The sequence below is a fragment of the Vibrio aquimaris genome (assembly GCF_009363415.1).
Lineage (GTDB): Bacteria > Pseudomonadota > Gammaproteobacteria > Enterobacterales > Vibrionaceae > Vibrio > Vibrio aquimaris.
On record NZ_CP045350.1, the window covers coordinates 1,425,424 to 1,445,216 of the forward strand.

General features: G+C 41.8%; 19 protein-coding genes. 10 read left to right on the top strand and 9 right to left on the bottom strand.

Annotated elements, in window-relative coordinates:
- Positions 1-57: 57 nt before the first annotated feature.
- The 4 genes from sbcB to FIV01_RS06685 form a co-directional block, all read right to left on the bottom strand.
- Positions 58-1,482, bottom strand: a complete 1,425-nt coding sequence (sbcB, locus tag FIV01_RS06670) for an exodeoxyribonuclease I (protein WP_152431677.1) — start codon at positions 1,480-1,482, stop codon at positions 58-60.
- A 109-nt stretch (positions 1,483-1,591) separates the two neighbouring features.
- Positions 1,592-2,257: a substrate-binding periplasmic protein gene (locus FIV01_RS06675; RefSeq protein ID WP_216649459.1), complete on the bottom strand. Its 666-nt coding sequence runs from the start codon at positions 2,255-2,257 to the stop codon at positions 1,592-1,594.
- A 249-nt stretch (positions 2,258-2,506) separates the two neighbouring features.
- The gene (locus FIV01_RS06680) at positions 2,507-3,880 is read right to left on the bottom strand and encodes an L-cystine transporter (protein WP_152430299.1); all 1,374 of its coding nucleotides are present in this window, start codon (positions 3,878-3,880) and stop codon (positions 2,507-2,509) included.
- A gap of 162 nt (positions 3,881-4,042) precedes the next feature.
- Positions 4,043-4,729: an NAD(P)H-binding protein gene (locus FIV01_RS06685; protein ID WP_152430300.1), complete on the bottom strand. Its 687-nt coding sequence runs from the start codon at positions 4,727-4,729 to the stop codon at positions 4,043-4,045.
- Between the two features lie 672 nt (positions 4,730-5,401).
- On the opposite strand from FIV01_RS06685, the gene FIV01_RS06690 reads away from it, so the two are divergent.
- From FIV01_RS06690 to btuD, 3 genes are all read left to right on the top strand, one after another.
- A complete protein-coding gene (locus tag FIV01_RS06690; RefSeq protein ID WP_152430301.1) occupies positions 5,402-6,430 on the top strand; it encodes a succinylglutamate desuccinylase in 1,029 nt (342 codons plus the stop codon).
- Positions 6,431-6,532: 102 nt separating this feature from the next.
- On the top strand, positions 6,533-7,528 hold the full coding sequence (gene btuC / locus FIV01_RS06695) for a vitamin B12 ABC transporter permease BtuC (protein ID WP_152430302.1): 996 nt from the start codon (positions 6,533-6,535) through the stop codon (positions 7,526-7,528).
- Entirely contained in the window at positions 7,515-8,270 is a 756-nt protein-coding gene (gene btuD, locus FIV01_RS06700; protein ID WP_152430303.1) for a vitamin B12 ABC transporter ATP-binding protein BtuD, read from the top strand. Before btuC ends, btuD begins: the two co-directional genes overlap by 14 nt.
- A 61-nt stretch (positions 8,271-8,331) precedes the next feature.
- On the opposite strand, the gene FIV01_RS06705 is transcribed toward btuD, so the two are convergent.
- On the bottom strand, positions 8,332-8,907 hold the full coding sequence (locus FIV01_RS06705) for a nucleoside triphosphate pyrophosphohydrolase family protein (RefSeq protein WP_152430304.1): 576 nt from the start codon (positions 8,905-8,907) through the stop codon (positions 8,332-8,334).
- Between the two features lie 168 nt (positions 8,908-9,075).
- Here FIV01_RS06705 and FIV01_RS06710 point away from each other — a divergent pair, with 168 nt between their 5' ends.
- Entirely contained in the window at positions 9,076-10,125 is a 1,050-nt protein-coding gene (locus tag FIV01_RS06710; protein ID WP_415846723.1) for a sensor domain-containing diguanylate cyclase, read from the top strand.
- A gap of 46 nt (positions 10,126-10,171) precedes the next feature.
- Here FIV01_RS06710 and FIV01_RS06715 read toward each other — a convergent pair whose 3' ends face one another.
- Positions 10,172-10,738 (bottom strand): DUF1415 domain-containing protein, encoded by a 567-nt coding sequence (locus tag FIV01_RS06715; protein WP_152430306.1) that lies wholly within the window; start codon positions 10,736-10,738, stop codon positions 10,172-10,174.
- A gap of 45 nt (positions 10,739-10,783) precedes the next feature.
- A complete protein-coding gene (locus FIV01_RS06720) occupies positions 10,784-11,998 on the bottom strand; it encodes an MFS transporter (protein ID WP_152430307.1) in 1,215 nt (404 codons plus the stop codon).
- 115 nt (positions 11,999-12,113) lie between these two features.
- On the opposite strand from FIV01_RS06720, the gene FIV01_RS06725 reads away from it, so the two are divergent.
- The 3 genes from FIV01_RS06725 to FIV01_RS06735 all read left to right on the top strand — a co-directional run bounded on the left by FIV01_RS06725 (position 12,114) and on the right by FIV01_RS06735 (position 16,783).
- Positions 12,114-12,983: a LysR family transcriptional regulator gene (locus tag FIV01_RS06725; protein ID WP_152430308.1), complete on the top strand. Its 870-nt coding sequence runs from the start codon at positions 12,114-12,116 to the stop codon at positions 12,981-12,983.
- A gap of 123 nt (positions 12,984-13,106) precedes the next feature.
- Positions 13,107-14,321 (top strand): ABC transporter substrate-binding protein, encoded by a 1,215-nt coding sequence (locus FIV01_RS06730; protein ID WP_152430309.1) that lies wholly within the window; start codon positions 13,107-13,109, stop codon positions 14,319-14,321.
- 23 nt (positions 14,322-14,344) lie between these two features.
- Positions 14,345-16,783, top strand: coding sequence for an ATP-binding protein (locus FIV01_RS06735; RefSeq protein ID WP_152430310.1), 2,439 nt, complete (start codon positions 14,345-14,347; stop codon positions 16,781-16,783).
- 3 nt (positions 16,784-16,786) lie between these two features.
- On the opposite strand, the gene FIV01_RS06740 is transcribed toward FIV01_RS06735, so the two are convergent.
- Positions 16,787-17,014 carry a glutaredoxin family protein gene (locus FIV01_RS06740; protein WP_152430311.1) on the bottom strand — a complete coding sequence of 76 codons (228 nt, stop codon included), beginning with the start codon at positions 17,012-17,014 and terminating at the stop codon, positions 16,787-16,789.
- A gap of 112 nt (positions 17,015-17,126) precedes the next feature.
- On the opposite strand from FIV01_RS06740, the gene FIV01_RS06745 reads away from it, so the two are divergent.
- Together FIV01_RS06745 and FIV01_RS06750 are read left to right on the top strand one after the other, a co-directional pair.
- A complete protein-coding gene (locus FIV01_RS06745) occupies positions 17,127-17,630 on the top strand; it encodes a M48 metallopeptidase family protein (protein ID WP_152430312.1) in 504 nt (167 codons plus the stop codon).
- Between the two features lie 91 nt (positions 17,631-17,721).
- Complete coding sequence (locus FIV01_RS06750) at positions 17,722-17,922, top strand: hypothetical protein (protein WP_152430313.1); 201 nt, start codon at positions 17,722-17,724, stop codon at positions 17,920-17,922.
- Here the strand turns inward: FIV01_RS06750 and pilW are convergent.
- Entirely contained in the window at positions 17,919-18,584 is a 666-nt protein-coding gene (gene pilW / locus FIV01_RS06755) for a type IV pilus biogenesis/stability protein PilW (protein ID WP_152430314.1), read from the bottom strand. The genes FIV01_RS06750 and pilW overlap by 4 nt on opposite strands.
- A 121-nt stretch (positions 18,585-18,705) precedes the next feature.
- Here pilW and FIV01_RS06760 point away from each other — a divergent pair, with 121 nt between their 5' ends.
- On the top strand, positions 18,706-19,512 hold the full coding sequence (locus tag FIV01_RS06760) for an alpha/beta fold hydrolase (RefSeq protein ID WP_172971821.1): 807 nt from the start codon (positions 18,706-18,708) through the stop codon (positions 19,510-19,512).
- Positions 19,513-19,793: the final 281 nt, after the last annotated feature.

The following is a 19,793-nucleotide window of genomic DNA, read 5'->3' on the forward strand; positions in this document are numbered from 1 at the left end:
GAGTGATTGTAATAGTGTAATGGCCTGCATTTCGTTAGGGTTCAGAGAATAGGTGCTTTACGAAACTAACTTCTCAACGTACTTATAGATAGATTTTAAAATAACAAGTTTGCTTTCGTCATCTTCATATTTGTGAACTAAGTTTTCCAAATTGAGCATGTAGTCTTCAATATGGTTGGCAAAATAATCTTGGCAGTGGCTTGCCCATCGACGTTGTTCACTGTCACTCAGAGTTGAAGGGAAGTTTCTTGCTCGATAGCGAAACAAGAGTGGGGCAATACGTTTATCGTAAAAAGAGATGTCTAACGAAGCCAATTTCTCTGCGTCTGCTTCTTTAATAATGTTCATTGAGCTGCGGTCTGCAGGAGAGAAAAAACCATCATATAGCTGTGAATCTACGTTGTGACTTGCTTCGTACTTTCGTTCTTCTGAATAAAGCGCAACAAGTTTCTCTCTAATCTCAGGGTTTTGTTTGATAAGTTCAAGATTTTTCAGGCATTGTTCACGGTTGATACCTATGATTTCTGCGTTCTCAGCCGTCAGTGTTTTTGCTGGTGCTAGGATAGGGCATTTATTTAGGTGTATCAGCTTAATGGGCACAGGAAGCTCATCTGGGCCGAGGTCTGAGTGTTTAGTGTATAGTCGCTGATTTAACTGCTCGGTATCAAACTCAAAAAGTGGCTGAGGATCTTTAGCTAAGTCGACTACAATCAGGGCATTTTGATTGGTTGGATGCCATGCTAATGGTACTACCCAACTTGTATATTGACACTCACGCCCAAACATACCAGAGACATGCATCAGTGGTGTCATATTAACAATGTCAACTAGCTCATTGAGCTTGCGCTTATGGCGCATGTTTAAAAAGTAATCAAACAGCTTGGGCTGGGCGGTTTTGAGCTTTTTGGCCATTTCAATGGTTGCAATCACATCAGCCATCGCATCGTGGGCGTTTTCGTGTTCTATACCATTGGCAACAGAAAGATGTTCGAGTTTAAAGCTAGTAAAACCCTCTTCATTTTCTGGCCAGTTGATACCTTCTGGCCGAAGTGCATGGCAGGCTCGCATAACATCCAGTAAATCCCAACGTGAATTGCCGTTTTGCCAGCTCCAAGCGTAAGGGTCGATGAAGTTACGGTAACAGGTATAGCGAGTAACTTCATCATCAAATCGGATATTGTTATAACCCAAGCTAGTCGTATTGGGAACAGATAGTTGACGGTGAATTTGAGCAATAAACTCTGGTTCAGGTAAACCATGTTGAACGGTAGTTTGTGGCGTAATACCTGTGATCAGGGCTGCTTCCGGTGAAGGCAAATAATCTGAAGGAGGCTGACAGTAAATAACCAGAGGCTCACCAACAATATTGAAGTCCATATCAGTGCGCACACCAGCAAACTGGCATGGCCTATCGAGAGCTGGACTTGTCCCCCATGTCTCATAGTCGAAGAAGAAAAATGTTGGTTGTTCTTTGTTACTCATTGGCTTATTGCTCTGTCTTTGTGATTTTTCACCATGAGTATTGTATATCAGTTGATAAACGAAGGAAGCTGTTTTCTCAGTGAGTGGGGGATTAATTGAAGTTAGATAATTACTTAAACTCATCGACTAATGCTTGGTACTCAGGTGTTTTTTTAAATTCATCTAACGCGGCTTGCATCTGGTTGACAACCTCAATAGGTGTAGTTTTGTTTACCGCAAAATAGTTGTCATTAAATTTAAATTGATACACGGATTCAACCAAGCTGATAGAAACGTTGAGATCGTTTAATACAGCTTCAGCGCCTTGCCAGTTGGTAGCCCAGAGATCGATACGCTCTTTTACAAGCTGTTGGGCAAGCAGCGCAGGATCATGTGAACGTATGATATTGTCTTCTGGGACTTTCAATTTTTCGACGCGCTTTTCTAAACTATCCCCCCTGATCACTCCGATACGATACTGGGCTAGGTCGGTCTCTGAGATGATATTTATGTTACTGGTTTTTCTAGCAATGAGAAAAGAAGGTGTTCCTTTGGATATCGGGCCTACCCACAAGAATAAAGCTTCTCTCTCTGGCTTACGCGATGTAGCAAATAGTATACTCCCTTTGCGTCTAAGTGTGCCTTTATAAGCTCTTGCCCAAGGAAGAATTAGGATGTCTTCTCTGCTAAGTCCTGATTTAGCATATCTCGCTGTTCCCAGTAAAACCTCTACTGACAGACCAGTTAAGCGACCGTTGTCATCAGTGAAATTTAGGGGAGGGTATTCTTCGGTCATGAACTTGAGTTCTCCCCAAGGATCATACAAAGGTAGACTAGCTCGCGAGACGAAGGACAGTAATACTAATGCTGTTACATAAAGTGTTCGGAGCATAATACACAGTATCGTTAGGGGCTAAGTTTAAGGTTCCTTTATCGAGGATAGGTCAAAATTACAAATTCGGCATTATATAGAGATGAAACAAGAGGTATTTTATTTTAAATAAAAAGCCCCAAACATTTAGGTTCGAGGCTTAGTGGGCTTAAGTTAAGCTTGTTGTACTTCTGGCTCTTTATCAGAGGATTCGTCTCCAATCAGTCGACTGGTGATGGTACCGGCTGTCATTGCTCCAGAGACATTTAAAGCGGTGCGTGCCATATCGATGAGTGGTTCGATGGAAATGAGTAGTGCTGCGATGGTGACAGGAAGGCCCATGGCTGGTAATACTATCAGCGCCGCAAAAGTAGCGCCGCCGCCAACACCTGCTATCCCAAATGAACTGATTACGATGATCCCGATAAGAGATAAAATAAAGTGTATATCTGTCGGATCAATACCTACAGTTGGTGCGACCATCACAGCAAGCATGGCAGGGTAGATCCCTGCACAACCATTTTGGCCTATGGTTGCGCCGAATGATGCAGATAGGTTAGCAATTGCTGGTGGAACGTTCAGCTTGTTGATTTGCGCTTCGACATTTAGTGGAATAGTTGCTGCAGAGCTTCGTGAGGTGAAGGCAAAAGTAAGGACAGGCCATATATTTTGAAAATAACTTTTGGGGCTGACACCCACGAAAGAAACCAGAATTCCATGAACAACGAACATAAGTGCTATTGCAACGTAAGACGCTATGATAAAGCCAAGTAAGTTAAGAATGTCATTGGCACTTGAAGTCGCAACGACTTTTGCCATCAATGCGGCAATTCCGTATGGCGTAAGTGCCATAATCATTTTTACGAGTCGCATGACAATTGACTGAGTGGCATCAACAAATACACTTATCGGCTTTTCAAGCTCTTGCTTTTCTATCATCACTTTACGTGCAGCAATACCAGTTAAAATACCAAATATTACGACCGCAATAATGGAAGTAGAACGTGCTCCTGTTAGATCGGCAAACGGGTTGGTGGGAATAAAGCTGATTAACATCTGTGGAATAGTAAGATCACTGACCGCGCCAGCTCTATTTTCCAGAACAGCAATACGGGCAGTTTCTCTGGCTCCTTCAACTAAACCCTGTGCTGTCAGCCCAAAAGCTTGAGTAATCATGATACCGACTAATGCAGAGATCGCAGTGGTAGCCAGTAATATTGAAATGGTTAGTCCAGAAATTTTTCCGAGTGAACCGCCTTTTTCTAATTTTACCACAGCCGATATCATAGATACTAATACAAGTGGCATGACAACCATTTTCAATAAACTTACATAGCCGCTGCCGACAATATTTATCCACTCAAGAGTCTGATTGATGACATGAGTTTCTTGACTGAAAGTAAGCTGGAGTATGAGACCAAATAAGCTGCCAACGATTAAACCGGTTAGAACCAATCGTGACAAACTGGTTTCTTTGTTTTGTTGCCGCATTATAAAAATAAGAAGCGCGACAAATACCGCCAAAGAAGCGATAGATGCAAATAACATAGTGTTAACCTTTAGTAACGAAGTTTATGACAATATTTGATGCTGCAATCAACGATAGTGAATTGCCAGGTCGCAATGAAATGAACATTGGGTATTACATATAACAATAAGTTATTAACCAGTCAGGATAGTGTTTCTTTGTACAAGCAGACCTGCTGTTAATTATTGATAACGATTGATGAGGTTTCTTATTTGAATGCTATCGAGAGTTCTTATCTTATGCTCGCAATTAGAAAACACACTACATTGCATTGCTTTTGCCACTTCACTCGCTTGAATTGGGATTAGTTTAGCCAGTTTTCCAAACATCAGCGGTCGTATTGATTTGAGAACTAATTGAATAACTGCTTCGTCTTTTCGTGGAGTGTCTCTTAACCCAACCAAAGGCCCGGGCCTGACGAATGTGACATGCTCAAACCCCATAGTTTCAATCGCCATTTCCATCTTGCGTTTGCAACGTAAATAATGAGAAATAGCATGTGTAGAAGCACCATAACTGGACGCAATAGCAATATGTGTGACGCCTAATCGCTTCATGGTTTGGGCAACGTCACAGACTAAATGGTAGTCAATACGTTCTAGTTCTTTTTTCGAGCCAGCTTGCTTTATGGTTGTGCCCAGAGAAATGAACCCGTATTTGGGCGATGGATTTTCCGATGGCCAATCTTTTACTTGCAGATGTGGATCTTTTATTACTTCAAGTTTTGGGTGATAAAAGGGCAGAGATCGTCGGCTTAAGGCATAGATATGTGTGATTGGCTCTGCTTCTAGCATTTGCTTGACTAATTCAGTGCCAATCAGGCCAGTTGCCCCAGCGATAACAATCACACGTGTTTTTTCTTCAGACAATGATGATGTCCTCAACAAACCTTTCGATGACTAGAGAATCTATCAACATGAGACAAAAATCTGTGATCTGTATTTGAGGTTTTAAGTTTTAGGCCCCGAACATTGAGGCCTGTGTCTACTTTAATCGCTATGTCAGTGAGAATGGAACGCGTTTTGGTGCTTTAGAAGTTGGTTTAGGGAGTTTATTTCTTTTCGATTTTTGATTGGCAAACATACAAACCTCCATGTACGAAAAAACTTTGCTCTGCAGATTAAGCAGGCTTTGTGCCATCAAACAAGTCGTATTATAAATTTCAATAGGTTACAGCGCTTTGGGCTTGTATCCACCTCAAAAGATAGCCAAAAACTCAATAATATCTTAATTTTGTCGTCAATTTTATTATCATAATGGTAATAATGCCCGTTTTTCTGTCTTTTGGTATGCTTTCTAGACAGTTGTACGGAGGTTAAGTTGAGATAATCTCAAGTTTTTTGTAGTGGGGTTTCATTCACCACAAATATGATATGATTGACAGTAAGCCGCCTAGACACTACCTCGTGCTGGCTGTTTACGGTGATGCCGCACAATTATTATTAATAAATATGACTTTTCTCGCTATAACTGAGATCATGTCAACATAATTTTCTTCAACAATTCATTAACATGCCCGCTGTGCAATAAAGGAGTAGCGCATGACGAAAAGCCTCTTTCGCCAATCTTTTCTTTTTGACAGCCTAGATCTAGATCAACCCATGTTAGCTGGTGAGATGATTGTTGCTAACGGCACCTTGTTTAAACTCCATGAGCGGGGAGTACTAGAAGTCATACCATCGCAACTGGATGAAAGCAGTAAACATATTATTCTATCTTGTGGTATTCATGGCAATGAAACGGCGCCTATGGAAATCGTCGATAAAATTGTTTCAGATATTCAAACAGGGTTTCAGCCAGTCAAAGAGCGTTTACTGTTCATTGTGGCTCATCCAGAATCGACCAATAAACATACCCGCTTTGTTGAAATGAATCTCAATCGTTTGTTCGATGACAAAGAACACTCAGCAACAAAAGAACTCGTGATTGCTGAAAATTTGAAACGAGTAGTCTCTTCTTTTTACCAAGAGACACCGCAAGATAAACGTTGGCATTTGGATTTACATTGCGCCATCCGGTCTTCCAAGCATTACACTTTCGGTGTGAGCCCTAAAACACGTCATTCAGTTCGAAGTAAAGCGCTGATTGATTTTTCAGCAAGTGCCCATTTGGAAGCTATGATGTTTTCAAATGCTCCTTCAAGTACTTTTAGTTGGTACAGCGCAGAGAATTATGCTGCACAGGCGCTTACGGTAGAGTTAGGAAAGGTGGCTCGTCTTGGCCATAATGACCTTAACAAGCTGGCTGCATTTGAGTTAGCAACACGTGATTTGATTGCGTCAACTGATTCAGAGCATCTTCCACGTCAACCAGTGATGTATCGAGTGAGTCGGACTATCGTTCGGCTTAATGAAAACTTTAATTTTCTCTTTGATGATGATGTGGCAAATTTCACGTCGTTTAAGCACGGAGAAGTGTTTGGCCATGACGGCGACAAGCCACTTATGGCTAAAAATGAAGGGGAAGCGATAGTTTTTCCTAATCGACATGTTGCTATTGGCCAGAGAGCAGCTCTCATGGTTTGCCCAGTCAAAACACGCTTTGAATCTGGTCAGCTTGTCTACGATTGATGTCTAGGAATTAACTCTTACTTTCTATTTTGGCGGCGTCAGGGTATGGTTGAGCGATTATTGTATATACTCAGCCATACTTGCTCTTAAAGCTTGAATCGAATGCACTTAAGCCAACTTCTTAACTATCAACATACTCGCTGGAAGCGCTTCGCTCTGGTGTCATTAGTCATCCTTATTACTGTTTCTGCCATCCACCTTATGGTTGGTGATATGTTTATCTCGCCGTTTTCACATTTAACGACGATTCAAACGCAGCTCGTTACTGAATTGAGATTACCTAGGTTGCTTGCTGCAATGATTATTGGCAGCGCTCTTGCGGTTTCAGGAGGTGTTCTACAAGTACTGTTAGGTAATGTGCTTGCGGAACCGGGAGTATTAGGCCTATCTGGAGGGGCCAGTGTTGTCATGGTTCTTCTTCTTTTTCTTTGGCCTGCGTGGGCCACACCTATTGGCTTTATGATTGCCGCTATTATTGGCGCCTTGTTATTTACAATTTTTTTGGTGTCTGTTGCAACAATGATGAAGCTCACCACAACCCGTTTGTTGTTGGTTGGAGTGACACTAGGGATTCTCACTGGCGCTATTGTTACTTGGGCGTTCTACTTCAGCGATGATTTAAGTTTACGTCAACTCATGTATTGGCTTATGGGCGGAATTGGGGGCGCTAGTTGGTATCATCATGTGCTTAGTTTATTTCTATTACCCGTATTAGTTTGGTTATGTATTCAAGGCCACATGTTGGATAAACTTATGATGGGTGAACAGCATGCGAAACAGCTTGGGATTGATGTTTATGCTATTCGTTGGAAACTTATTCTCTCGGTCTCTGTACTGGTCGGTGGTGCGGTTGCCTTAGGGGGAGTTATCGGTTTCGTTGGCCTGATTGTTCCTCATATGGTTAGATTGGTACTGGGTGCACACAATAGATACTTGTTACCTGTATCTGCAATCATGGGTGCAACATTAGTGGTGTGTGCCGATATTGTTGCTCGAATCGCTTTACACTCAGCAGAGCTTCCTTTGGGGGTTGTCACTACAAGTATTGGCGCACCGATATTTATTTGGATTCTGGTAAAACATCATGATTCGCATTGATAATTTGTCGCTCGGCATTCGTCTTCTGCCCCTTTCTTTTAGCCTAAATAAGGGTGAAGTGCTTCATGTGATTGGTCCTAATGGAAGTGGAAAAAGCACGTTATTGGCTTGTGTCGCTGGCCTATTAGACTTTCACGGCGATGTCTTCATTGATGATATAAACGTCGGGGAAAGCTCACTAGAAACTTTGGCTATTAGCCGTGCATTTTTAAGCCAAAATGATCGTCCAGCATTTAATCTCGACGTGTCATTTTATCTATCTTTGTCACTTCCTACTGCGTATCAGAAGCTCACAACAGCGGCTGAGGCCGTTGTTCAAGAGCTAACAGAGTTGCTTGAAATTACAGATAAATTGCACCGTTCAATACATGAATTATCCGGTGGTGAGTGGCAACGCGTAAGGTTATGTGCAATATGTCTTCAAGTCTGGCCATCACTTAACCCTGATGCCAAACTACTCATTCTGGATGAGCCTGCCGCTGCACTTGATATTGGACAGGAAGTTTTCTTGTATAGATTAATTCGTAAGATAGCAGATATGGGAATATCAGTCATTATGTCCAATCACGATCTCAATCGTACAATAAGAAATGCAGATTGTGCTTTGTTACTAGAGAAAGGAGTGATGCAAGCATATGGCTCTGTCAAAGAAGTATGTGACCCAGATGAACTCTCTCGCGTATTTAAAACCAGAGTGGAATTAGCACAAGTTAAGGGCGAGCCTGTGTTGTTTTTCACATAAGGTATCATAGCCACTCTAAGTATGGTTTTTTGGAGTCTCTTAGGGTGGCTGCAAGTATGCTTTATACCGTTAGTGGCGCTAGATCTGCGGGGCGATAGTAAACAGACTTTAATACTTTGCCTTGTCGTATCATTTTCGACTCGGACACAAAGTCTTCGGCACATTTAGCAATGATATAATCGCCTTTTTGAACCGCCATTAGTTTAATACCTTGCTCGGCATAATGAGATTCGGTGTCAGCATATTCTTGTTCATTGCGACAAACCTTACTCATATTACTTGAATGAACTTCATCCCAGCATGGAATAAAATTAATGCCACGATTTTCTGCGACGTTAAGTAATAAGTCGATGAGATATGTAATCGCAAGATTGGATTCTATCGCTGCATCCCCCAAATGTACTAAACGCCCCATGAGAACATAAACGCTATCGATAATGGCATCGGCTTGCTCGGTTTTATTGTCCGCTTCTGCTAGCTCAGTCATCTCTTCAATAGCAAGTGAGGTATGCAGTATGTCGGCTTGTAAATCTAGGGTGTCAGGGCTATCTACGGGTAAGTCAAAAGTAGTACGAAACTCCGTAATATCACGATAGAGATGATCAAAAATATCTTGAGTAAGCTTGGATAAGCGCATGATTAAACCAAAATACGAAAAATTTCTTGTATAGTATCAAAGCGTCACTCAAGGTGCCATCAAAGCCAAAAAAAATAATGGTACGACCTCACTAATAAGGGAAGCGCATGCTATTCTTTTGATAATGATGTTAATAAAAATACGCCACATCTAACTAAAAATATAGGTATTGAGATGGTAGCTACCAGCGAAACAGTAATCCGACGTCTGTATCAGATCACAAATGATTACCAGAAAGGTTTCGATATCCAAATTACCCAACTCATTATGCTTGGTTTAGAACGTTTTAACCTAGATATTGGGATACTATCGCGTGTTGAAAACGATGTTTATACCGTACTGCACTGCGTGACGCCTGAGGGAATGGGGCTCAATCCTGGTGATACGTTTGATTATAATGCTACCTACTGCCAAATTACATGTAGTTCTTTTGGCCCCGTTGCGATTGAAAATATGGGTAAAGATGACAGATATGCAAAACATCCTGCTTATGAAGCGTTTGGTTTGGAGTCTTATATCGGGGTGCCAATTTTTATTGACGATGAGGTGGTTGGCACCTTGAATTTTTCATCTGCCATACCTTACGAGCGATCGTTTGCTGAAGTCGATATTGATGCACTCAAGCTCATGGCGTCTTGGATCGAAGTCGAGCTAATAAGACGAAAGCAAGAGGAACGCTTAAAAGAACTCAATGTTAAGCTGGAGTATCAGGCGTTTAATGATGCGCTTACGGGAGTTGCTAATCGCCGATGCATGTTTAAAACCATTCATTCAGATATAGAACGGATGCTTTTGGCGGAAGGAAAAGGGTCTATCGCTGTGTTAGACATTGATCACTTCAAACAGGTCAATGACAAATATGGTCACCAAGTGGGCGATGATGTATTGAAGAAAACCGCTCAAGCACTCAAATCTAGGCTGACAGATATGGACTTCATCGCTCGCTTTGGTGGTGAAGAGTTCGTAGTTTGGCTTCCTGAGCGCAGCGTTGATGAGAGAGAACAAATATTCAGCAAGCTACATCAATCTGTCTCTGAAGTCGTGTTAGATAGAGGCCCCATTACAATATCGATTGGTGTCTGCCATTTTGATTTCGCCCAAAAGAAAAATCTTGAATGTAAAAGAACGGTACTCGAGTATTTAATCGATCGCGCTGACAGCGCTTTGTATGAGGCCAAAAAACAGGGTCGCGATCGCATTATAACAGTATCAAGTTAGTTAAAGCGTTTAAGATTGGTAAACATCAAAGTCAAATGCTCTTGCATTACTGATTTTGTTGAAATAAATATGGGAATAGTTTTATTTTTTCTGATTGAGAAAGGCTTTCCACTCTTTCAATGTTGGTGTCAGGAATAGACTCTGGGTTGGGATAGTGTTGGAGCACTTTTTCCATACTCTCTTCCCGAATAAGGTGGAAGATTGGGTATGGTGATTGGTTGGTTAGGTTCTCTGCATCTTCTGGTTCTGTGCCAGCGAAGCAATAGTTAGGGTGAAACGTCGCAAGCTGGAAGACACCTTGCCATTTTTGCTGGCGTATTAGTGCTTCAACCCAATCAATGAATAAGTTGTAGTCGTCAAAATCGCAAAGCATATTAGGGACGACAACAAGCGTTGTCTCTAATTCCGTAGATGGTTTTTTCTCTAGCTCCATTAATTGAGTCAGTATGTCTTCCAAAAGGTGTTGTTCTTCTCTTGCTTGGCTAATGAATATTTTAATTTGATTATTACGCTGTGGTTTAGCAGCAAATGGGCATAAGTTGAGGCCTATAACTACATCATTGAGCCACTGATTTACTTGCTGAGCAATCTGAACTGTATCTTTATTTGTCATTGTATTACTTAATTTGTACTGGCAGCCAAGGATAGCAGATTAGCACTATTGCTGTAAGCGATTAAGTTGAACGGCTTTTGAGCCATCAATTGAATTCTGTTTTAGTTGGTGGCACAGTAAAAGTATGGCAGTGTAAAGAAGTGAGCTTCCCCCCATGACCATTAACCAACCACCGTGTTGCCAGCAATATATAAGTAAAAAACCACCTAGACTGCCGCCAATATAGTAATGGACTAGATATAAAGCGGTTGCTGTGGCCTTGGCATTCGTAGCTTTCTGGCTCACCCATGAATAGGCTAAGGTGTGGGTGAAAAATGCTCCAAAACTAATCAAACACATACCAAGCACCATGAGCGGTATGCTTTCAAAGTGAGCAATCGCCATACCAGAAAAACTTACTAGCGTGCCAATCATTATGCCTTTTATCGGTGAATAATGGCGGCCCCAAATAGCAGTGAGTTTCGAGCTAATTGTCCCGGGCAGATAACAGAGGAAGATCAACGAAGCCAATCCAATAGGAAGAAAATGCGGAGCTTCTACCAAACGAAAGCCCATCACAGAGTATAAATTAACAAATAAGGCAAAATTAACACCACCAATCAGCATAGCGAGTACAATTGTTCTATTTTTTAGGTGTTTGATTACCGCTCGATTGTGATACCTCAGTAAACCATATTGAGGCGTAAAGTGCTTTTGCTTTGGAAGAAAAGTCATCACAAGTAGAGCTCCAAAGAAGGTGATAATTGCCATAGTTATTACCGCTTGCTCCCAACCAAAGACCTCTGTGATTACTCCCCCTATCACTCGGCCACTTATTCCACCTAGAGAGTTTGCAGCAATGTATCCACCAATGGCTTGGTTGAATGCTGAACTGGACAATTCTTCAGCCATGTACGCAACCGCGACGGATGCAAATGCAGCAATCGCTATTCCCATCATCGCTCTTAAAACAACAAGACCTGTTAAGGATGGTAGTAGTAGCATACCGACAGATATAAGTGGCATCGAAAACAGCCCAATCAACATGACCGGCTTACGACCAATGGACTCTGATGCTACAGCCCAAGGTACCAAGCTAACAGATAGAACAAGTGTGGTGGCTGCAAACAGCCAATTAACTTGGGTTTCCGTGACTGAGAACTGCTCTGCCATATGAGGTAGCATTGGTTGGAACAGATAAAGGTTACAGAAAACAACGAAAGAACCTAGGGCGAGAGTGATCATTACCCGCCAATAATCATTAGTCCCGATAGTAATCATAGGGTTAACTACCTCATTAAAAACGCCTGTTACTGTGATCAAGATATCGGTGAAGTGAGGATTAATAAAATATATTAACTATATAGAGTTGATAAGTAATGCTTATGGAGAGATGATGGATACTAGGCATCTAAAGCATTTTGTTGCAGTGGCTGAATTCAAACATTTCACCCAAGCCGCTCGTGAGCTTCATATTGCCCAGCCAGCTTTGAGCATGTCGATAAAAAAATTCGAGCAGCAATTGGGAGTTGAGTTGTTTCGTCGACATGATCGACATGTTTCGTTAACGGAAGAAGGCAATGTGCTGTATCAATATGCAAAACGTGTGTTGCAACACATTGATGACGCTAAACTGGCTATTGATGAGTTGAGGGGGCTTGAAAAAGGAGAAGTACGGCTCGGAGCCCCAAGTATGATGGGTTCTTATTTTTTCCCCCAAGTACTAATGGCTTTCAAAGCGCATTATCCCAACCTGAAAATAACGCTGATTGATGCGGGTACTCGGTCTATTCGCCAGATGCTTTTGGATGGCGATTTGGATATAGGGGTCATTGATGACCATGACGTCCCTGATGATTTAGAGACAGACTACTTATCAGATGAAGAAATGGTGGCAGTAGTTGGTCCCGAGCATAAAATAGCAAACCAAGAATACATCAGTTTTGAAGAGTTTTTTAACCATGAACTTGTTATGTTTAAATCTGGCTATTTTCACCGAGATTTCGTTGAAGATAAAGCACGCTTATATGAGCGAGATATTAAACTTTCTTTTGAAACCAATTTACTTCCACTGATTTTAAGCGTTGTAAAGCATGAGTTTGCCATTACCGCACTTCTTAAGCTGGTTACAGACAATGAGGCGGATGTCGTTGCCATACCCTTTGACGATCCTGTACACATTCGGCTCTCACTTGCATGGCGAAGGAATGGATACCTATCTATAGCAGACAGAACCTTTATTGACTTCGTTAAACAGTATGTTTAGATGCGGTTTTTACCATCAAATACGAACTTTTTTATATTAGTAAGTCAATAAATTACTGGAAAAATGACCGTACTTTCCTAGTCTAGATGGAGAAGCTAAGAATGGAAGGCGTAGATACAAGCTATGGTTAGACTGTTTTGGAACTTGATTTTCGTATTAACAGCATTTGCCGTACATGCAAGTAAACCGGATGTTGTCAGGATCTACCTTGATGCTGATAGGACAGGGCATCTAGAGTCAGCACTCTCCATTGAGCATGGTATTAAGGTAGCTTTTTCTCAACACGGCGATCAAATTGCAGGGGTGCCAGTAGAATTTGTCACAGCTGATCACAGGGGCAATGTGCTAAGAAGTAAAAAAAATATGCAGCGCTTTCTAGAAGATAGTCAGGGTTTAGTATATGTGGCGGGTTTACATTCGCCTCCTCTTATTAAGTATCGGGAATACATCAATAAATCCAAGATTCTAACACTGGTCCCATGGGCTGCGGGAACGCCGATTACTCGTTATCCATCGGCTGAAGATAATTATGTTTTTCGCTTATCTGTTGATGACTCCAAAGTCGGAAAGATACTGGTTAACTATGCGTTAAACAACCAGTGTAAACAGCCTCATTTAGTGCTGGAAAATACTGGTTGGGGAAAGTCTAACCACAAGGCGATGATGGCTGCACTGCCTGAAGAGCTTAAAAATAAGGTGAAAACCAGTTGGTTTGATTGGGGAATCAAGGATATTGATGCGAGAGTTCTTATCCGAGAAGCCCAATCTAGCGGTGGTGATTGTGCACTATTGGTTGCCAACAGTCGTGAAGGAAAGCTCATTATTGAGAGTGTGTCAGAGATGGGTATTAAGATGCCAGTCTACAGTCATTGGGGCATTACTGGTGGCCAGTTTGCGCAAAATGTACCTTACGAAATTAGGGAAAAGGCACAACTGCGCTTCATCCAATCTTGTTTTAACTTTTATAGCTCAGAAAGCAACAGCTTTAATCAAGCGATATTTGAAAAAGCTAAGACCATGTTTCCTGCCTATTTTGAAACCACTAACATTAAGGCACCGGCTGGCTTCATTCATGGTTATGATATCGCAAGTGTGTTAATTGCAGCGACAAATAAGGTCACACTTACCCAAGATGCTCAAGCTAACAGAACGGCAATAAAAGTCGCCCTAGAATCGATGAACAAGCCTGTTCAAGGTTTAGTAAAAACATACCAAAAACCTTATGCCCCATTTAGTGATGATAATTTTGATGCTCATGAAGCACTCGGCAGCAAAGATTATTGTATGGCCATGTATGACGAAAAAGATGCGGTCAAGCTCTTACCTAACTCAATTTAACCTTCAGAAGGCACAAAAGGAGCATGTTTAAATTTGATAAGAAAAATGGAATGCACCTCTTTAGTGTATTTCTTATTGTTGGGGCCTCTGTATTTATGCTCGCTAGCTTTTTATTCATCCAACATCAAGCCCGTGAAACGGCTCAGATACTTATCAATGAGAGTTTGAAAGTAAAATTTGTTGCCATAGAACGTTATGTTTTTGAGTTCTTTAAGTTGCATGAGCAAAGATTAGAACGTGTTACTTCTCACCCTGTAGTGAAGGGAGCGACATTGGAAGGAATATCGAATAATGAGGCCTTTTCTGATCAGCTGGCCTTAATCAAAGGTACTGGTGCAAGCGCGCACGTCAATATCTATGACTTTTCTGGAGGTGTGATTTACCAAGAAAATAGCTTTCCTCAAGTTGTTGAAAACTTTATTGCTTCTGGTGTAAAGACTGAAAGCCTTATGGAAAGTGTGTCTTATTCTTTATTTAAAAGTGATGGGCGTGATTTCCTGCTACTTACGTCACCTGTTTTGTATAATGGTTATGCTGAAGGTTTAGGAACTTATATAACGCCGGTCGCCGAAAGTCATTTCTTTGAAAGTCTGGGCACAGACAATATGCATTGGTTTGGTATTGCTCAAGACAGGTTGAATTGGCAGATGAGCCCACCCAATACTTGGCAAGTTGATAGGTTTCCAATTGAAGGAACCGAACTTTCCTTGCTTTATTCTGTCTCCCCACAGTTAGTGAGTGATGCCGAATCCAATCTGACTCAAAGCCTTGTCGTTGGTATGGCAATTGCCATAAGTATTTCATTATTGGTGATGTTTGCATTTGGTCGACAGGTATTGGTTTCACCATTTCGAACTTTAGCCGAGTCGGAGAATCAACTTTATGAACAGTCGATCGAGTTAAAAGCGAGAGAAGCAGAATCTGCTCAGCTTGCTCGTGTTGTTAAGTACATGCGAGATGCTGTCGTAATCACTGATTTAGACACCAGAATGACTTGGGTTAATGGTGCGTTTGTACGATTAACTGGTTACTCGCAAGCTTACTTAATGGGTAAAAAACCCGGTGATTTGTTACAAGGTGATAAAACGGATAAAGAAACGACTCGTAAAATACGTAACGCCATCGATCGCCGCACATCAGGCTTTTTCGAATTGGTCAATTATAGTAAAGACGGTCAGGCTTATTGGATCGAAATCGCTTTGACGCCCCTATATACAAAAGATGGTCAGGTTGAGGGATTTATGGCGGTTGAACGTGATATTACCCAGCGGGTGGAATTGGAAGCTTCTTTAAAAGTTAAAGCGGTTGAAGCCGAAGCTGCTAATATCGCTAAGTCACAATTTCTAGCGGCGATGAGTCATGAGCTAAGGACACCAATGAACGCCATATTAGGTGTGGGTGAATTGCTCAGTAACACTCCACTTAACGAGGAGCAGCATGAGTATGTCGATACGTTTGTGGCTTCAGGTAAGCACATGCTCAATGTACTGAATGACATTCTCGACTTCTCTAAAATTGAAGCAGGCAAGCTTGAACTCGAACAAAGAGATTTCCATCTTAAAGAACTAGTGGAACGACTAGAAAGATTGTATCAGCCGCTTTGTTTAGACAAGGATCTCGAATTTTCATGCGAATATTTTCAACCTTGCGAGAAAGCTTTGAGAGCAGATGAGACTCGCCTCTCCCAAATTTTACAGAACTTATTAAGTAACGCAGTGAAGTTTACTGAGCAGGGAACGGTCGGTCTGTCTGTTTCACTGATCGAAAAAGAAAGCCAAGGTGAGTTGACGATACAAGTGTCAGATACGGGTATTGGTATCAGCAAAGAGAAACATTCGGCGATATTTGACCCATTTTCTCAGGCCGAAGGCGACACGACCAGACGGTTTGGTGGTACAGGGCTTGGCCTTTCTATTACTAAACATATAGTGAAGGCTATGAAGGGAACCATTGAGCTGAGCAGTGTCATGGGTAAAGGTAGTCAGTTTACGATTGTGTTACCTGTTGCTTTAACCAATATGTTGGCTGAGAAAGTAACAGAGCAGGCTGTACCAGAATTTGATGGTACCGGATTATGCGCCCTTATTGCCGAAGATACGCGTGTAAATGCGGTGGTATTGGGAAAATTTCTTGCCAACAAAGGCTTTGAATATGAAGTGGTTGAAAATGGCCTACTCGCCGTTGAACGAGTTCAGCAGCGCCACTTTGACTGTGTGTTAATGGACAACCATATGCCAGGAATGGATGGGATAGAAGCGGCCAAAACCATATCTTCACTAAACTTAGATAATCCACCGATTATCATAGGGTGTACTGCCGATGCGTTCGAGCATACACGTCAGAAAATGATTTCAGAAGGCTGCACGGACGTTATTACCAAACCAGTCAGCTCTGAAAAACTTAATAAAGTTTTTCACGCTACGCTTACCCCTAATAGCGCCAATTCAGCTAAGCAGGCATAGGCTTTAGCCTCGGTACATCTTCTCAAAATTACTCGGGTTCCAGCCAACCATATAGCGGTCACCAATCTTTAGCACCGGCAGAGAGCGTGCACCAATAGCGTCGAGCTCTTTGCGGCCGCGCTGCATTTTGGCATTGGTTAAACGGTATTGATAGCCCTTGGCGTCAAGATAACGCTGCGCTTCTTTGCAATGCGGGCATTTGTCTTTGACATACAGGACAAGTCGTTTCATGGGGTGTTCCTACTGATTGAGTAACCCAAGAGTGTAATCAATAACAGATGAATGGCAAGCGTGAATCGATTAGAATAGCGCTCACTCAATGATGCGCAAAGTGAGGATAAGTATGGAACCCGCGCTTCGCTATATCCAAGGCTATCCAGAACATATTATTACCCCAGTGACAAAAATGTACCAAGATGGGCGCTTGGCAGCTTGGTTTAACCAGCGTTATCCTGACCAACATACGATTAAAAGTGAGAAAGCGCTATTTGATTACACCATGGCGATTAAAAATCGCTATATGAAAAAGACCGCGCTGCTTAGAAAAGTGACTTACGATAACAAAATACACCTGATCAATAATGCGTTAGGGTTACACACTTATGTAGCGAAAGTACATGGTGGAAAAATCAAATCCAACAATGAAATAAAAATCGCCAGTGTGTTTAAACAAGCGCCAGAACCATTATTAAGAATGTTGGTTGTCCATGAGCTGGCTCACCTTAAAGAAAAAGAGCATAACAAGGCGTTCTATCAGCTTTGCTGCCATATGGAGCCTGATTATCACCAATTGGAGCTAGATGCACGCTTGTTTATGATAGTGAAAGATCTAACCGATTCGAAATAAGAAGGCATATCGGCGGCTTAAATCAGTTAATACGGCTATCCTGATCGGTAATGTAGTGGCTTCACGACTTACGACAGAGGATGCTAGGCTGATGGAATTCGAAATCTATATGTCGTGTGAGCCAAAATGGTTGTGTGATACTTTACTAGTGTTGTTTGCACTGCTTTTTTTGCTTGGTTTGGTGGGCTTTGTTTTTGTTGTACGCAACGAATATCTTAAAATTCATCGCGCTTCGCGGGTGAAAAAGCGCCGCAAAACGCCTATGCAGCAACGAAACAAACCTCAGCGCTAGTTTGTCTTAGACTGTTTTTCTTCCAGAGTCTTGAAAAGCGCTATCGAAAGCGGATGTTGACCAAATGTAGTAGTGAAGTGGTCCAGATGTTTTAATGCTTGGTTAAGCTCCCCGTGCTCTATTTCCAGTTTCGCCAGATTTAACAGAGTTTGTGGCCGATTAGGATCGCGGGCAAGGGTGTGGCGAAAGTGGATGATAGCTTGTTCCGGTTTGCCCTCTTTTAACCAACATAGAGCTGAGTTTTCATAAACATCGGCAATGTGATAATAGTCGTCTAGTGCCTCCGCCTTTGTGAATTGCATTTGAGCCAGCTTAAATTGCGAGCGTTTACAAAGAAAACTGCCGTAATCATTAAGCACTTGGCCATTGTTTGGTTCACTGCGTAGCGCGCTTTTATACCACTTATGCGCTTTTTCATAATCAGAGACAGTATCAAAATAACGTGCCAGCGCAATGTGTGAGCGATAATACTTTGGGGCATGCTCAAGCGCCATCTGAAAATTTTGTTTGGCCTTCACCATATGACTTCGCTGCATATAGTTCATCCCAAGTGTAATTCTGGCATCGGCCTTAAGTCTTTGAGTCGAGTCTAGGCTATCGCTGCTTGGTGAAGTGGCGCAGGCAGTTGAAAGCAAGCTAGCCAAGATAATAAAAACGCGCATTGTGATTTCAGTATTTTCTACATTAATTTGAATGTATTACGCTTATCCTCCGGTCTCATCATTATCAGCGCATTTGTGCGAGCTGAATGACAAGAGTGTAAGCAACATAAGGAAACAAAGTGTGAGAAAACAAGTGGTTTGCGCGACTATTGTTAGCTTTCTGGCTGGGCTTTCGATGAAATCTTCTCTGGCTTCTGAGCTAGATACAGAAACGCACTATACCGAAGAGGGCATTGCTTATGTTGAACTGGGCAATCCATCAAGTGACTATCGCTTGATTTTTATTCATGGCTCTCCTGGCAGTAAAGAAGGGTATCAAAACTATTTATCTGATCCTTGGCTTTTAGATCATGCGCAATTGATATCTGTGGACCGAATAGGCTATGGTCAATCTCCTAATCGTCTCGAAACGAAAATTAGTCAGCAGTCGAAATATCTTCAGCCACTGCTTGCGAGTGACAAAAAGAATATTCTGGTAGGTCATTCTCTTGGTGGACCAATAGCACTTTCGTTGGCCCTGCAAATGCCCGAATTAGTTAATGGCTTGGTGTTTGTTGCCCCAGCTTTTGACCCAGAACTAGAAACGCCCAAATGGTATAACATACTCGCTGATACTTGGTTAATCGGTCTGTTTTTGAATCAAAACTGGTCTATGTCGAATGGTGAAATGATGACTCTTGCCGATGAATTATCATTATTGAGTGCTAAAAACTGGCAGCTTTTAGATAACATGCCCGTGACGCTGATCCATGGTGACCAAGATACCATTGCGGACCCAAACAACTCAAAGTTTGCCATGCATCACTTATCTGGAAAGTTAAAGAAACTGGTTCAAGTTGAAGGTGAAGGGCACTTTATCTTATGGAAGAGTCCAGCCAAGATCGTCGCTGAAATTAAACACATGATAGAAGTAATGCCAGAAACTTAAGTATGCGGTGCATTTGATCGTTCACTGGAGGGTGATGTAAAGGGAGGCATTGTTTTTGAGTTTTCGCAATCAATCGATTGTAATATTCCTCCCATTTTCACCCTTTACTATTGATAAATTTGTTTGAATAAGCATGTGTAGCTTTAAATAAGTTGTTGAGTCTAATGTTTTTATATTGGTAGAAAATTTAACAAAAAATGGCCAATGCGTGTCAAATGTTAAAGTATTCGTCTTTGTTGTTACATAGAAGCCGCTGAGCCAAAAACTTGGGCTTTTACACC